This window comes from Sphingomonas sp. 1F27F7B (genome assembly GCF_005503355.1).
Classification (GTDB): Bacteria; Pseudomonadota; Alphaproteobacteria; order Sphingomonadales; family Sphingomonadaceae; genus Sphingomonas.
This window is the reverse complement of sequence record NZ_SCMK01000014.1, coordinates 97,153-111,431: the sequence shown is the minus strand read 5'-3', so window position 1 is coordinate 111,431 and position 14,279 is coordinate 97,153. Positions and strand designations below refer to the sequence as shown.

General features: G+C 65.6%; 15 protein-coding genes. 9 read left to right on the top strand and 6 right to left on the bottom strand.

Features of this window, described 5'->3' with window-relative positions:
- Positions 1–7: 7 nt before the first annotated feature.
- Positions 8–1,255, bottom strand: coding sequence for a cytochrome P450 (locus FFS08_RS14325; protein ID WP_017980797.1), 1,248 nt, complete (start codon positions 1,253–1,255; stop codon positions 8–10).
- A gap of 212 nt (positions 1,256–1,467) precedes the next feature.
- On the opposite strand from FFS08_RS14325, the gene FFS08_RS14320 reads away from it, so the two are divergent.
- Entirely contained in the window at positions 1,468–1,989 is a 522-nt protein-coding gene (locus tag FFS08_RS14320) for a DUF6118 family protein (protein WP_017980796.1), read from the top strand.
- A 52-nt stretch (positions 1,990–2,041) separates the two neighbouring features.
- Here the strand turns inward: FFS08_RS14320 and cueR are convergent, their stop codons facing one another.
- Together cueR and FFS08_RS14310 are read right to left on the bottom strand one after the other, a co-directional pair.
- On the bottom strand, positions 2,042–2,425 hold the full coding sequence (cueR, locus tag FFS08_RS14315; protein ID WP_017980795.1) for a Cu(I)-responsive transcriptional regulator: 384 nt from the start codon (positions 2,423–2,425) through the stop codon (positions 2,042–2,044).
- Positions 2,422–4,779, bottom strand: coding sequence for a heavy metal translocating P-type ATPase (locus FFS08_RS14310; protein WP_371262954.1), 2,358 nt, complete (start codon positions 4,777–4,779; stop codon positions 2,422–2,424). Before FFS08_RS14310 ends, cueR begins: the two co-directional genes overlap by 4 nt.
- Positions 4,780–5,110: 331 nt before the next feature.
- On the opposite strand from FFS08_RS14310, the gene FFS08_RS14305 reads away from it, so the two are divergent.
- The 3 genes from FFS08_RS14305 (at position 5,111) to FFS08_RS14295 (ending at position 7,795) form a co-directional block, all read left to right on the top strand.
- Positions 5,111–6,424: a type II restriction enzyme NmeDI-related protein gene (locus FFS08_RS14305; RefSeq protein ID WP_017980793.1), complete on the top strand. Its 1,314-nt coding sequence runs from the start codon at positions 5,111–5,113 to the stop codon at positions 6,422–6,424.
- Positions 6,425–6,494: 70 nt separating this feature from the next.
- The gene (locus tag FFS08_RS14300; RefSeq protein WP_017980792.1) at positions 6,495–7,373 is read left to right on the top strand and encodes a DUF4396 domain-containing protein; all 879 of its coding nucleotides are present in this window, start codon (positions 6,495–6,497) and stop codon (positions 7,371–7,373) included.
- A gap of 89 nt (positions 7,374–7,462) precedes the next feature.
- Positions 7,463–7,795, top strand: a complete 333-nt coding sequence (locus FFS08_RS14295; RefSeq protein WP_017980791.1) for a four-helix bundle copper-binding protein — start codon at positions 7,463–7,465, stop codon at positions 7,793–7,795.
- A 45-nt stretch (positions 7,796–7,840) separates the two neighbouring features.
- On the opposite strand, the gene FFS08_RS14290 is transcribed toward FFS08_RS14295, so the two are convergent.
- Genes FFS08_RS14290 through copC form a run of 3 tightly spaced genes read right to left on the bottom strand, consistent with a single transcriptional unit; the run spans position 7,841 to position 9,462 of the window.
- The gene (locus tag FFS08_RS14290; RefSeq protein ID WP_017980790.1) at positions 7,841–8,110 is read right to left on the bottom strand and encodes a flagellar biosynthetic protein FliQ; all 270 of its coding nucleotides are present in this window, start codon (positions 8,108–8,110) and stop codon (positions 7,841–7,843) included.
- Between the two features lie 52 nt (positions 8,111–8,162).
- Positions 8,163–9,089, bottom strand: coding sequence for a copper homeostasis membrane protein CopD (gene copD / locus FFS08_RS14285; RefSeq protein WP_017980789.1), 927 nt, complete (start codon positions 9,087–9,089; stop codon positions 8,163–8,165).
- 4 nt (positions 9,090–9,093) lie between these two features.
- Positions 9,094–9,462 (bottom strand): copper homeostasis periplasmic binding protein CopC, encoded by a 369-nt coding sequence (copC, locus tag FFS08_RS14280; protein ID WP_020486671.1) that lies wholly within the window; start codon positions 9,460–9,462, stop codon positions 9,094–9,096.
- Positions 9,463–9,589: 127 nt separating this feature from the next.
- Between copC and FFS08_RS14275 the strand changes: the two genes are divergently transcribed.
- From FFS08_RS14275 to FFS08_RS14255, 5 genes are all read left to right on the top strand, one after another.
- The gene (locus tag FFS08_RS14275; RefSeq protein WP_020486670.1) at positions 9,590–9,859 is read left to right on the top strand and encodes a hypothetical protein; all 270 of its coding nucleotides are present in this window, start codon (positions 9,590–9,592) and stop codon (positions 9,857–9,859) included.
- Positions 9,856–10,296, top strand: a complete 441-nt coding sequence (locus FFS08_RS14270; protein ID WP_017980786.1) for a periplasmic heavy metal sensor — start codon at positions 9,856–9,858, stop codon at positions 10,294–10,296. Before FFS08_RS14275 ends, FFS08_RS14270 begins: the two co-directional genes overlap by 4 nt.
- A gap of 10 nt (positions 10,297–10,306) precedes the next feature.
- Positions 10,307–10,876 (top strand): RNA polymerase sigma factor, encoded by a 570-nt coding sequence (locus FFS08_RS14265; protein WP_017980785.1) that lies wholly within the window; start codon positions 10,307–10,309, stop codon positions 10,874–10,876.
- A gap of 67 nt (positions 10,877–10,943) precedes the next feature.
- Positions 10,944–12,977, top strand: a complete 2,034-nt coding sequence (locus FFS08_RS14260) for a copper resistance system multicopper oxidase (RefSeq protein WP_017980784.1) — start codon at positions 10,944–10,946, stop codon at positions 12,975–12,977.
- On the top strand, positions 12,974–14,266 hold the full coding sequence (locus tag FFS08_RS14255) for a copper resistance protein B (RefSeq protein ID WP_024310688.1): 1,293 nt from the start codon (positions 12,974–12,976) through the stop codon (positions 14,264–14,266). The genes FFS08_RS14260 and FFS08_RS14255 overlap by 4 nt, the downstream gene beginning before the upstream one ends.
- The last annotated feature ends 13 nt before the right edge of the window (positions 14,267–14,279 follow it).

Below are 14,279 nucleotides of genomic sequence, written 5' to 3'. Positions count from 1 at the left end.
CGCGGCCCTAGCCACCTATGTGGACGTTGCGCATCACGAAGCCGCTTTTCGGAAGCGCTGGCAGCCTGGCGAAATCGATGCTCAGGTCTTGGTCCGGTACGTCATAGCGCATCGCGTTGACGAGGAGGTGTGCCGCCACCTTCATGATCGCGAGGACGATCCATTCGCCGGGACAGCGATGGCCGAGATAGTGATCGCCGCCGCCCTGCGGAATGAAGTTGAAGGAGTCTTCGTCCCAAGCCCTGAAACGCTCAGGGCGAAACTCCTGGGGGTCGGCCCAGGTCGCTGCGTCGTGATTGCTCCCATAAAGGTCTAGCACCACTTGACGCCCTTCCGGAAAGGCCATCCCCTCCCACTCGAAATCTTGGCTCGCGCGCGCCACCACAGCGGGAAAGAAGGGATAGAATCGGCGGACCTCTTGGACGAAGAGCTCGGCATAGTCCGGCTGCTGAACCAAGGCCGCCCTGATCCCTGAACAGGTTTGCAGCGCGTGGGCGACGAAGGTGATGTACACTGCGATCGCGACGGTCGGGCGAAGGACATTTACCAGTTCGACCGCTGCGACGTGCGGCGAAAGAAGATCGTCGTGCCGGTCGCGATGCCAGGCTATCGCGTAAGCCGCGGTCCCCGAGCCCGAGCCGATGCTCCCGGCCCGAATGCCTTCAATGATCCGCTTCGCCCATGCGTCGACGCGACGACGGGCCAGCCGTGACCAAAGATGCCTTGGGCTCGCCGAGCCGGCGGCGTCGAACAGCGCCCGCAGCTCGCCCGCGCGGTTGCCGGCTTCATCGTCCGGAAGAGGAACTCCCGCCCAAGCGCATACCGCTCGCGTCAGCGGCTCATGCAACTCGTCATAGAAGACGATCTCTCCTTTGCGCGTCCAGCCCGGCACCGCCCTGCGCCACTCGGCCTCGAACAATTGCGCCAGCGCCCTCACGCGCTCTGGTGTCATCAGGCCCATGAACATCTGCTTGCGGTGCCGATGGGTCTCGCCGTCCAGACCCTGAACGCCGCCTTGGCCCAGCAGTGTCTTCTGAATAGCGACCGGCATGGCACCTTCGCGCTCGAAGCGGGTCGTATCGTAGAAGATTTCGGCGGCCTTGGCCCCCTTAAGGCAGTTGGTCTTTTTCAGCAGGAAACGGGATTCAAAAGCGTTTGCGCCTAGGCGCTGGCACTGCCTGGAGATGAACCGATAGGGATCGGCGAGGAGAGAAAGGGTTTCGTCCGGGCCTTTCGTGTGTGGTGTCTTAGGCATGACCGGTCCGGTGATTGTTGGGTCTCCTTTGATTAACTCGGAGGAATATCACGGGTTGCAGGCTCACGACAGGTGACGAACGAGGACGATCAGGGCGGAGCAGGCGCGGCCGAGGCGTTCGAGGCCATGCGCGGCGAGCTGGCGCTGCGCCGTGGAGGGCTTGGCGGCCGAGCGCGGCGATCGACATACCCGACCATACCGAGACGCTTGGCGTGCTCCAGCAGAACGTGAACACGGCAGGCGAGAACGTCGCGCGCATCGGCCAATTCCTGAAAGCGGCCCCGGCGCTGGCGATGACGCCGGAGCAGATGGCGCAGCGCATCGCCGCGGCGGGCAGCGCCGCCCGGCGCGAGGATCAGGCGGCGCTCGCCAAGGCGGGCGAGGACAAGGCCCGCATCATGGCCGATCTTCGCGCCATCGCCGGGTCCGCATGGACACGCGCCGACCAGAAGAATCGGCAGCTATGGTTTGCCCTGGGTGGGGTGGCGGCCGGCATCCTCGCATGGGCGATCGTGCCGGGCCTGGTCGCGCGCGAGATCGCACCGGCGAGCTGGCAATGGCCCGAGCGCATGGCGGCGCGGACGCTCGACTTGCCCCGCTGGGAAGCCGGGCAGCGTATGATCCAGAGCGCCAGTCCCACCGCGTTCCGCGCCATCGTCGGGGCCGACAGGATCGTGACGGCCAACCGCGCGGCGATCGAGGGGTGCGGCAAAGCCGCAGCGCGAAACGCGTGAAACGGTGCGACGCACGATCACGCTCAAGTGGAGTAAAAGTTAGCCGCGCAAGTTATTCAGCCAAGCGTTCGATGATCGGACAATCAGGCCGATCATCGCCATGACAGGCTTGGGCGAGCCCGGTAAGCGAGCGGCGCATGGCGTCCAAGACGCGGACCTTGCGGCCCAGTTCGGCAGCGCGGGCTTCCGCCAGCGTCTTCACTTCCGCGCTCGACCGATCGCGATCCGACCACAGCCCCAGCAGCGTGCGGATTTCCTCGATCGGGAACCCCAGGTCGCGCGCGTTGGCGATAAATCGCAGCCGATGAACGTCAGCGTCGGCGTAGTCCCGGTAGTTCCCGCGCCGTGGCGGCGCGGGCACCAAACCAATCTTTTCATAGTGGCGGATCATGCGTTGGGAGACGCCGCTGGCGTCCGACGCCGCTCCGATGTTCACAGCTTTACCGCGTTGAGCCGCAGTGCGTTCAGGACCACGGTGAAGGACGAGAGCGCCATCGCTGCACCGGCCAGCATCGGCGACAGCAGGATACCGGCAACCGGGTAAAGCACGCCGGCCGCAACCGGCACGCCGATTCCGTTGAACAAGAACGAGAAGAACAGGTTTTGGCGGATATTTCGCATCGTCGCGCGAGCGAGCTTGCGGGCGCGCACGATCGCCGAGAGATCGCCGCGCGTGAGCGTCATGCCGGCGCTTTCGATCGCCACGTCTGTTCCCGTTCCCATCGCCAAGCCGACATCCGCGGCGGCGAGCGCCGGGGCGTCGTTGATCCCATCGCCCGCCATTGCGACCCTTGCGCCGCTCGCTTTCAGCTCGCCGATGATACGCGCCTTGTCTTCCGGCAGCAGATCGGCGCGCACGTCATCAAGACCGCCCACGGCGCGCGCGACAGCATCGGCCGTCCCACGATTGTCGCCGGTGAGCATGACGACCCGCAGGCCCTCCTTGCGAAGCGCGGCAATAGCGTCGCGCGCCGATGCGCGCACCGGATCGGCGACTGCGAGCAGACCGGCGAGCGCCCCGTCGATCGCGACGAGGATGATGCCCGCGCCTTCGCCACGGTGACGATCGGCCGCGGCGTCGACCGGCTTGAGATCAGCGCCGATCCGGCTCATTTGCACCGCATTGCCAATCACGACCGAGCGGCCGCCCACCGTGGCGCTGACACCCAGCCCGGTTTGCGAGGCAAAGTCCGCGACTGTGCCGAGCTGCAATCCTCGTTCTTTGGCGGCAACGACGATTGCGTGCGCGAGCGGATGTTCGGATTGGCCTTCGACGGCCGCGGCAAGCGCGAGCATGTCGTTCTCTCCGACCGCGCTGACCGTCTCGACCGCGATCAGCTTGGGCTTGCCTTCCGTGAGCGTACCCGTCTTGTCGATGACAAGGGTATCGACCTTTTCCAGCCCCTGTAAGGCTTCCGCGTTCTTCACCAGCACGCCGGCCTGAGCGCCGCGTCCGGTGCCGACCATGATCGACATGGGCGTGGCGAGCCCGAGCGCGCACGGGCAGGCGATCACCAGCACTGCGATGGCGTTAAGCAGGGCATGGCCCATGCGCGGCTCAGGGCCGACCAGCGACCAAGTGATGAAGGTCGCAATCGAGATCAGCACGACGAGCGGCACGAACCATCCTGAAACCCGATCGGCGACCGCCTGTATCGGGGCGCGGCTTCGCTGCGCTTCCGCGACCATGCGGACGATACGCGCGAGCATCGTGTCCGAACCAACCGCGCGGGCTTCCATCACCAGGCTGCCCGTCCCGTTGACGGTGCCCCCGGTAACGATCGCCTCGACTTCCTTGAGGACCGGCGCGGGTTCGCCGGTGAGCATGGCTTCGTCGACCGACGAACGACCCTCGACCACGACGCCATCGACCGGGATGGCTTCACCGGGGCGGACCCGCAGCCGGTCACCGGTTGCCACGTCGGCAAGCCCGACTTCTTCTTCAGAACCGTCAGGCTGCAAGCGTCGCGCCGTCTTGGGGGCGAGATCCATGAGAGCGCGGATCGCGCGCCCTGTCGCCGCCCTAGCGCGCAGTTCGAGCACTTGCCCGAGCAGCACCAGTGTCACCACGACGCCGGCCGCCTCGTAATAGACGGGAACCATGCTCCCATGCGTGCGGAAGGTCGCTGGGAAGATGCCCGGCGCGAGCGTCGCGACCACGCTATAGAGGAAGGCGGCACCTACGCCGATCGCGATCAGTGTGAACATATTGAGATGGCGGGTACGAAGCGATGTCCACCCCCGCTCGAAAAACGGCCAGCCCGCCCACAGCACGATCGGCGCGGTGAGTGCGAGCTGGACCCAAGGCGAGGCCGCAGGGCTAACCACATGCAGGCCTAACATTTCCGCGAACATCGAGACGACGAGCAGCGGGATCGTGAGCGCGCCCGCCACCCACAGTCGGCGCGTGAAGTCGACCAGCTCAGGGTTGGGAGTATCGTCGAGCGACGGTTCTTCGGGTTCGAGCGCCATGCCGCAGATTGGGCAAGTTCCCGGCCCTTCCTGGCGAATTTGCGGGTGCATCGGGCACGTCCACATCGCCCCCGGCGTCGCCATCGGCTCCGGTTTCGGCTTATCGCTCAGATAGGCGTCAGGATTGGCGACAAACTTGCTCCGGCATCCTGCGCTACAGAAATGATAGGCATGACCAGCGTGCTCGGCATGGTGTGTCGTTTTTGCGGGATCGACCGTCATGCCGCACACCGCGTCGATCACTGCTGCTGCGGCATCGTTGTCCTTACTGCCCGAGCAGCAGCCGCCCGCTTCGGTGTGATGATGTTCGTGCTCGATCTTTGCGGGAGCGGCCGAGCCGCCCCCGCAACAGGATGAGGGCGTGGAGACCGATTCAGGCGCAGGCTTCGAACAGCCGCAACCCCCGGCTTGGGAATGGGAATGAGGGTCGTTCATGGCAAGACTCCTTCGACCCGAGAGCATGTAGGGTATGACACCGTGTTAGGGTCAAGGCCCTGTCGGCACCGCTGGCGTGTATGTTGAATCTACGCGCGGGAGCGGCGTTGCCCTCATATTGCGGGGGCCAGCTCTACACCCTCGACGCCATAAGGGCCGCAGCTTAGGTCTATTACTAGCTCGCCAAACGCGGGCCGGGGGCAATCGGGGACATATGGCAGCGCAGATCGACAGTCTTTCTACTGGCACCGACCATGACGGCCTGGTGCGCCGCTTAATTGCCCGCTGGCGTGACGATCAGGGCGCGACCTATCGGAGCTGGTTTCTTTGGGACGAGCGGTTGAAGAACTTCCGATCAATCCGGCGCGGCATCACCCAGGTTGTCGGCGAGATCGAGCGCGGCACGTTCGGCGTCGCCTACCGCGGATCGTCGCTCGAAACCGTCGTCCATTCCGTCGCCGAGCAGCGGCAAATCTTCAAGGGCGCGGACCATGCGTTCCTCTGGAAGCCGAAGCTCCGCATCCCCGACATTTACGAGAGCCCCGACAATCAGCGCGCGTTCGGCCGCTTGCTCGACGCCTGTTCCTGTTGCGACACGGCCGAGGAGATCATCAGCCATATCCACGCGATCGACCGTTTGAAGATCAAGGGGCTGGGTCCGGCGGTCGCCAACCTCCTCTACTTCCTTCACCCGACGCTGGTGCCGCCCTTCAACACCGCAATCGTTAAGGGCTACAACGCGCTGACGGGGGCGAATGTGAAGCTCGGGAGCTGGGAGCATTTTCTGGCGATGCGGACCGGCATCCTCGATCTCAACGACCGCTTCCGCGAGCTGCTATCGAATGATTTAGGCGCGATCGGCGGTCTGTTGTTCGACATCGGCTCCGATCGCTATCCGGCTCCGCCCCTCGACGTGAGCGGCGCGACGCTGGCGAGCTGGGGGCAGCGGCTTGAGGCGGCGCGCGAGGAAGCGCGCACGCTCAGCAAGGCCGCTCAGCGCGAGGGCGAGAACGAGCGCACCCATACCGAAATCCAGGCATGGCTTCGCGATCTAGGGTTGGCGCTCGGCTATGACGTATGGATCGCCGCGAACGACCGCAGCCGCGCCTTCGACGGATCACCCTTGGGCGCAGGATGCCTTGAGCGCCTGCCCGACACGATCGCGACGTCGAAGGGCGCTGACTCGATCCGGCTGATCGACGTGCTGTGGCTTGAGAAGGCCGGCGATCATGTCGCCGCGGCGTTCGAGGTGGAGCATTCGACCTCGATCTATTCGGGCATCGTCAGGATGCTCGACCTGGCCTTGAGCGGTGGCGACCTTCACGCGACCGCGGGGCTGTTCCTTGTCGCGCCCGACGCGCGCGAGACGGACGTTCGCGCGCAGTTGCAGCGGCCCGCGTTCAGCCGCGTAGCCGACCTCGACATATCCTACCTGCCCTATGGCGAGCTGGAGAAGAACCGGGAGGCCATCGCGCGGTTCGGATCGGGACTGAAAGCGATCAAGGCCGTTTCCAGCAAGCTCGCCTAGCCCGCTCCGCGCAAGGGATGATCCGGAGAGCCGCGTATCCTCTAGCATGTAGAGGAGTGCTGCCGTGACGATGCCATCCCCGGCCCCCTGGCTCGACGCCGTGCTGATCGGGTGGTTCGTGCTGACCGCCCTTTCGGTCGCTTACGTCGCGTGGGATGCCTTCACCCGCAACCCCGAGCTGCGCGTGATGAAATGGGGGTGGCTGTTGGTCACGCTCTATGGTGGCCCGATCATGGCCGCGGCCTATGTCCTGTCCTGCCAGGAGCCGGCGAACGAGCGGCACGAGGATTTCGTTCGACCGCTCTGGAAGCAGGCGTTCGGCTCGGCCATCCATTGCATGGCGGGCGATGCAACCGGCGTCATCGCCGCAGCCGCGATCACCACGGCGCTCGGCCTGCCGATGTGGCAGGACGTGATCGCGGAATATGTGTTCGGCTTCGCGTTCGGACTGCTGATTTTCCAGGCGCTTTTCATGCGCGACATGGCGGGCGGTTCCTATTGGGGGGCGCTTCGCATGTCGTTCATCCCCGAATGGCTGTCGATGAATGCCGTCATGGCCGGCATGATCCCGACGATGGTGGTGTTGATGAGCCGCGACATGGCCGCGATGCACGCCAGCTCGCTCCGCTTTTGGGGCGTCATGTCGCTGGCGACACTCGTCGGGTTCGCAGTCGCCTATCCGATCAACCTTTGGCTGGTTGGCGTGCGCTTGAAGCACGGCATGGGCACGGTGCGCGCGCTGGGGCATGGCGGACACGAAGTCGGCGCGGACCGGCAATCGGCCACGCCGATGCCGGACATGGGACACGACGCAATGGCAGGGATGAGCGGCATGGCGGCCGGCGCGCGCGTGACCGGACCTCAGATCGCCGCGATGACAGTGTTGACGCTCATCATGCTTGGCGCGGGCATCATCGTTGCGACGCTGTTCGGTCGGTGGGCCATGTAACTTGCCGCGAACGACGGAGATCGCGGCAAGGGGTGATCGCGCGGCGCGCGTATCTAGGAACAGGCGGGGGCTCATACGGAGATAATGCGATGCACCAGATCGACCCCGGCATGAAGGCGTGCATGGACGCCTGCCACGAATGCCATGTGACCTGTCTTCACATGGCGATGAACCATTGCCTCGAAATGGGCGGCCAGCACGCCGCGCCCGAGCATATGAAGATCATGGCCGACTGCGCGCAAATTTGCGCGGTTGCGATCGACTTCATGGCGCGCAAGTCCGCCCACCATCAGCATATCTGCCGCGAGTGTGCCGAGATCTGCCGGGCTTGCGCAGCGAGCTGCGAGGCCCTGGGCGGCATGGAGGATTGCGTGGCAGCGTGCCGGAAGTGCGCCGATTCCTGCGATCGGATGGCGGCATAGCGGGGCTTGCGCGGGCGGTCGCCCGCCCGCGCAGCTATCTGCATATCAACGGCCCATGCTCGCGATCACAGCGAACAGCTCGGCCGTGAACTTGGTCAGGAGCTCGGTCGCTGCGCTCCCGAAAATCACCAAACATACGCCTAGCGCGATCAGCTTAGGCACGAAGCTCAGCGTCTGTTCGCTAATCGACGTCGCCGCCTGGATGATGCTGATTATCAGCCCGACGATCATCATCGGCACGAGCAGCACCACGCAGATCAGGCCGGCCACGGCCAGCATCCTCCCCGTCTCGTCGAGCAGGATCGACTGATCCATCAGGCGCGGCCCCGTGAACGGCCGGGGACCGCGAGGGCTCCCCGGCCGCGCATCACATCGCCGATGCAGGCGGCGCGAGCGTCCCGAGCCAGGCGATCAGCCCGAGAACCGCGATGACACAGGCGGTTTCGATCGCCAGACTTGTCCGCAGCGCGCCGAGGGCGCCCTTGTGATCGTCCGCTGCGATCGACCGCTCGAATGCCGGCGTGAGCCGGAAGCGGTTGAGCGAGGCGAGCCCTAGCATGGCGACGAACAGCGCCAGCTTTGCGATCAGGAGCTGACCATAGAGCGTCGCAGGAAGCGTGGCGAGGTTGCCGATCCCGACCAGCATCCAGCCGTTGACCAGGCCGGTGACGAGGATCGTGCCGACCACAACCGTCCCGATCGCGCCGAACCCGTGCAGCGCGCGGTGCGTCAGCCCCAGATGCGCCGCGTCTACGCGCGCCGCGGGTCGGGAGACGAGCAGGAGCAGCCCCAGTAGTGCGCCAACCCAAGCGCCCGAGGCGATCAGATGGAGAATGTCGACGATGAGGTGGACCCAGCCCATCACGGCTTCGTCCATCGCGCCGTGTCCGGTCCACGCCAGCGTTGCGAGTGCCACGGCCGAGCAGAGCGCGACGATGCTCAGCCAGATGCCGCGCCCGCCCGCGACCAGCGCTGCCAGCGCCGCGAGGGCCACCATGACCATGCGCAGCTTCCATGCTGCTCCGATCGCAGAGCCGGTGAGCAGCGCGCCGACTGCTTCACGGTCGATCGGCCAGGCCGGCGTTCCGGCCATTGAGGAGGCCATCAGCACGACCCAGGCGCCTGAAAACAACAGGCTCAGGCCAGCGCTGGCGATGAACCAGGGACGCAGCGCGAGCGCGTCGCCGCGCTCGCGCGCCCGCAGCCCATAAAGGCTGAATGCGGCAAGGCCGAACAGCGCAGCCAGCGTCACGTAGAGCGCGAAGCGGACGCCGATAAGCGACCAGTCCCCCATCGCCTCACTTCACCGCGAAGACGTAGGTTCCTGCGACCTTGTGGGTGTCGGTCGAGACGACATTCCACGCGACGCTATACCGACCCGATGGGAGCGGCGATTTCGGGGTGATGACGAGGGTCCGGCCATCGGACGAGAGCGCGGAGGCGCTGGCCATCTTCATGGCTGCCATGCCGGGCATCGCTGCCATCGTGAGATCGGCCTTGGAGAAGGCTGGCATCAGCTTCTCGCTGAAATGAAGTTCGATACGAGCGGGCTTCGCGACCGTCGCATTGGCGGCCGGCGATGCCGACACCAGCTTAGGATGGGCGTTCGCCGTTCCGGCGAACATGACGAGAGCGGCAGCAGCAGTCAGAACGGATAGGCGGCGCATAGGGGGCCTTTCGACAGGAGGGTTCCTGTCCTTCATTACGCGCCCCGATCGACCACCCCTCACGGATGGATTTGAGGGATGGGCGCGTCGCTTGCGTAATCCATGCTAGAGGGGTGGAGTGAACGACATGGACCTCGACGCAGTATTGATGAGGCTGGCGCAAGCACCCGTGCCCGCGAGCCTTGATGGCATGGAAGATCGCGTGCTGGCGCGGGTCGCCGCACGTCCAGCGGCGCGCGCCGGCTTAGGCGTTGGGGCAATGACGATCGCTGCGGCGCTCGTCATGGGCATCTTCGGTGCCGGTGTGCCCGCGAAGGAAGCCAGCGCGGCTTCGCTATCGCCCTTGGGGCCGGTGTCGCCGCTCGCGCCCTCCACGCTGCTCGTCGGCGTGCAATGAGCGGCCGCATCCGCCTTCTGCTTGGCATTGTCGCGTGCTTCATCGCCGCGATCATCGGTGTGTTCGTGGGGCGGGCGCTACTTCCGCCACGTGCCCAGCCCGGCTCGGAGCTGCACGACGTGCTGCATCATAAGCTGGCGCTGGACGCCAACCAGGAAGCGCGACTTGAAGTGCTGGAGCAGCGTTTCGCCGTGCAGCGGCGCGCATTCGAGCTGGAATTGCGGGCGAACAATGCCCGGCTCGCTGAAGCGATCGAGGCCGAGCATGGCAACGGGCCGCGCGTCGCCGCAGCGGTCGACCAGAGCCACGCCGTCATGGGCGAGCTCCAGAAAGCGACGCTGGCGCACATCTTCGCCATGCGCCAGCTCTTGCGGCCCAATCAGACCGGCCAGTTCGATCAGGCCGTGGTGAAGGCGCTCACCGACGACGCACGTTGAGGTTCGGCGCGTGAGCCTCGACTGGACCACGCTTACGGACGGCGAGCTGGCGACCCTCAGCATCGCCGGGCGCGAAGCCGCCTTCGCCGAGATCATGCGCCGCCATCGGCAGTCAATCTTCCGCATGGTGCGCGCGTGCGTCGGCGAGGCCGACGAGGCGCTGGACCTTCTGCAGGAGACCTTCGTCGCGGCGCATCAGGCCCTGCCCCGCTACGACGGCGATCGATCGATGCGCGCGTGGCTATCGACGATCGCGATCAACAAGTGCCGCGATTGGGGGCGCAAGCGCACCGTGCGGCGCTTTCTGGCGTTCGCCGCACCGATCGGCGCGGAAGCCGAAGCCATTGCAGACGACCAGGTGGCGATCGACGACGCGACGGGCGACCGACAGGAACTCGACCGCGTGACGCGCGCCATTGCGGGCTTGCCGACCGCATTGAAGGAATCCTTGGTGCTGCGCACGATCGAGGGGTTGAGCCAGGCTGAAACCGCGGCAGTGTTGTCGATCAGCGAAAAGGCGGTAGAAACCCGCCTCTATCGCGCGCGATCGAAGTTGCTGGAGCGATTGGGCGGGCGCTGAGGGATAGCGCCCTGAGCTGCGTATCAAGGCTAGAGGGACACTCCCGTTCGAGAGCCTTGAGGACCGTATGAGCCGCACTATCGATCGCCGCCAGATGCTTCGCGGCGCCGCCCTTGCTGGCGGTGGCATGGCGCTGACCGCCTATATGCCCGCGTGGGCGCAGCCTGTCTCGGGCGGGATCGTCAAACCGCTGCCGACCGTCTCGGGCACTGACATCGCGCTGACGATCGACAGTTTCAGACTTCCCGTCGACGGCAAGTCGACGCCCGCAATCGGCGTCAACGGCACGGTGCCGGCCCCTCTCATTCGCTTGAAGGAGGGGCAAAAGGTCCGCCTCTCCGTCACCAACAATCTCGACGAGGACAGTTCGATCCACTGGCATGGGCTGCTCGTGCCGTTCGCGATGGACGGCGTGCCCGGCATCAGCTTCCCCGGCATCAAGGCGCGCTCGACCTTCATCTACGAGTTCCCGATCATCCAGTCGGGCACCTACTGGTATCACAGCCATTCCGGCGAGCAGGAGCAGGGCGGACTTTACGGGCCGATCGTGATCGACCCGGCCGGTGCCGATCCGATCGCGTTCGACCGCGAGCATGTGATCGTGCTGTCCGACCACAGCCAGATGACCGGCGAGCAGATTTTCCGGAAGCTGAAGCAGATGGGCGGCGCCTATTTCAACTATCAGCGGCCGACCCTCGCGGGCTTGCTCGCGGGTCGGGAAATGCCGCTCAAGGACCGGATCGAGTGGGGAAAGATGCGAATGGACCCCGCCGACATCGCCGACGTCACCGGCTCGACCTATACCTTCCTGGTCAACGGCTACGGGCCGTATGACAACTGGACGGGGCTGTTCAAGCCGGGCGAGCGGGTCCGCTTGCGGATCATCAACGCCGCGGCGCAGACCAACTTCAACGTCCGCATCCCCGACCTGCCGATGACCGTCGTGCAGGCCGATGGGCAGAATGTCCGTCCGGTGAAGATCGACGAGTTCCAGATCGGCGTTGCCGAGACGTTCGACGTGATCGTGACGCCCGAGGACCGGGCCTACAGCTTCGTCTCCGAGGCTATCGATCGCTCCGGCATGGGCCGGGCGACGCTCGCCCCGCGTGAGGGGATGGTCGCCCCGGTCCCGCCGCTTCGTCCGCGCACGCTGCTGACCATGACCGATATGGGCATGGACATGGGGAGCATGGGCGGGATGCAGGGCATGTCCGGCATGAAGGACGAGAGCCCGGTCGCCACGCGCGGGCCGGACCCCACCTTGATGCAGAACGCCTCGCGCAATCTTTGGAAGCTGACGGGCTGGAAGGGGCCGACCGATCACGGGACGGTCGCGGCAGGCGCAGCGATGGCGGGCATGTCCGGCATGTCGGGCATGGACCACAGCCAGATGGGCGGCGCTGTAATGCCCGGGATGGACCATAGCCAAATGGCAGCGGGCGGTGCTGGCATGGCCGGCATGGACCATAGTGCCATGTCGGGCGGATCGGGCCAGGCTGGCGGCATGGCCGGGATGGACCACGGGTCGGGTGGCGGCATGAACATGAACATGCGCGACCCGAAGAATGCGCCGGGCGTGAAGATGGGGCCGGGCGTGCAGACCATCTCCCCGATGCCGAAGGACCGTAGCGGTGAACCGCCCCAGGGTCTGGGGGGCCTGGATCACCGCGTCCTCACCTATCGCGACCTCGTTTCGCTCGCGCCCAACCCCGACGTGCGCGCGCCGTCGCGTCAGTTCGAGATCCATCTGACCGGTAACATGGAGCGCTACATGTGGGGCTTCGACGGGCAGAAGCTGAGCGATCCCGCCGACCCCATCCCGTTCCGCAAAGGCGAGCGGGCGCGGGTGACGTTGGTCAACGATACGATGATGCCGCACCCCATCCATCTCCACGGCCATTTCTTCGAGCTGGTGACGGGGCACGGCAATCATGCGCCGCGCAAGCACACCGTCAACGTGCCGCCTGGAGGCAAGATGACCTTTGATCTGACCGCCGATGCACCCGGCGATTGGGCGTTCCACTGTCACAATCTCTACCACATGACCGCAGGCATGATGCGCGTCGTCACCGTTCGCCCGTTCGCGGGAGAGGCGGCATGAACCGGCTGACCGCGGCGCTCGCCGCCACCACCATGCTCGGCATCGCCGGTCCTGTCGCCGCTCAGTCGATGCAGGGCATGGATCATTCGGCAATGCCGGGCATGACCATGCCGATGCCTGCGAAAAAGAAGCCGGTGGTGAAGCCCACGGCCAAAGGCAAGCCGGCCAAGACTAGGTCAGCTCCTGCGAGGCGACCATCAGCTTCGACGACGAAACGCCGCGCCGCGCCAACGGCCGGCATGAATGGTATGGATCACGGGACCATGCCGGGCATGGATCACTCGTCTATGCCCGGCATGGACCATGCGGCTCCGCAGGGCTCACAGCAGGGCATGGAAGCCATGCCGGGGATGCAGATGCCCGGAAACGGCCAAACGGTCCCTCAGGGCTCCCAGCAGCCGATGCAGGGCATGGACCATTCGGCGATGCCGGGGATGACCATGCCAGCCGACCAGCACAGCGGCCACGACATGCAGGGCATGTCGGGAATGGCCGGAATGCCAGGCATGGCGGCCGATGGGGTGCAGCAGACTGGCACCGCGCTTCCCGCAGGAAACGCCCCCGCCCCGCCCCTGCCGACCGACCATGCGGCCGACAGCGTTTACGGCGCGGACGCGATGGCGATGGGTCGCCATCACCTTCAGCAGCATCACGGCGGTCAAAACTTCAGCCAGGTGCTATTGAACCTCGCTGAGTATCAATTCCGCAACGGTCGTGACGGCTATCGCTGGGATGGCGAGGCGTGGTTCGGGGGTGACATCAACCGCCTCTTCATCAAGTCTGAGGGCGAGGGAGCCTTCCGCGAGGGCATCGAGAGCGCCGAGGTGCAGGCGCTCTATAGCCGGACCATTGGCCCTTATTTCAATCTACAAGCGGGTGTCCGCCAGGATTTGGGGCCGTCCCCGAAACGCACCTATGCGACCGTCGGGCTGGAGGGGCTGGCACCGGGCTTCTTCGAGCTAGAGGGCGCGGTATTCCTGTCCAACAAGGGCGACCTGCTAGGGCGGCTTGAGGGCTATTACGACCAGCGCATCACCCAGCGGCTGATCCTGCAACCGCGCGCCGAGCTCAATTTCGCTGCGCAGGACGTGCCGGAAAACCGGATCGGATCGGGCCTATCCAACGCCGAGCTTGGATTGCGGCTGCGTTATGAGATCCGGCGCGAGTTCGCCCCCTATGTCGGCGTGTCATGGGATCGCCGCTTCGGCGACACCGCCCGCTACGCGCGCGCCGATGGGGATCGCGCAACGTCCAAGAGCATCGTCGCCGGCGTTCGTGTCTGGTTCTGATCGATGGAGGAAC

Bases quoted from the DNA above. Each gene is read 5' to 3' on its own strand.
- FFS08_RS14325 (WP_017980797.1), bottom strand. From the start codon at position 1,255: ATGCCTAAGACACCACACACGAAAGGCCCGGACGAAACCCTTTCTCTC.
- FFS08_RS14305 (WP_017980793.1), top strand. From the start codon at position 5,111: ATGGCAGCGCAGATCGACAGTCTTTCTACTGGCACCGACCATGACGGC.
- FFS08_RS14300 (WP_017980792.1), top strand. From the start codon at position 6,495: ATGCCATCCCCGGCCCCCTGGCTCGACGCCGTGCTGATCGGGTGGTTC.
- FFS08_RS14295 (WP_017980791.1), top strand. From the start codon at position 7,463: ATGCACCAGATCGACCCCGGCATGAAGGCGTGCATGGACGCCTGCCAC.
- FFS08_RS14290 (WP_017980790.1), bottom strand. From the start codon at position 8,110: ATGGATCAGTCGATCCTGCTCGACGAGACGGGGAGGATGCTGGCCGTG.
- copD (WP_017980789.1), bottom strand. From the start codon at position 9,089: ATGGGGGACTGGTCGCTTATCGGCGTCCGCTTCGCGCTCTACGTGACG.
- copC (WP_020486671.1), bottom strand. From the start codon at position 9,462: ATGCGCCGCCTATCCGTTCTGACTGCTGCTGCCGCTCTCGTCATGTTC.
- FFS08_RS14275 (WP_020486670.1), top strand. From the start codon at position 9,590: ATGGACCTCGACGCAGTATTGATGAGGCTGGCGCAAGCACCCGTGCCC.
- FFS08_RS14270 (WP_017980786.1), top strand. From the start codon at position 9,856: ATGAGCGGCCGCATCCGCCTTCTGCTTGGCATTGTCGCGTGCTTCATC.
- FFS08_RS14260 (WP_017980784.1), top strand. From the start codon at position 10,944: ATGAGCCGCACTATCGATCGCCGCCAGATGCTTCGCGGCGCCGCCCTT.
- FFS08_RS14255 (WP_024310688.1), top strand. From the start codon at position 12,974: ATGAACCGGCTGACCGCGGCGCTCGCCGCCACCACCATGCTCGGCATC.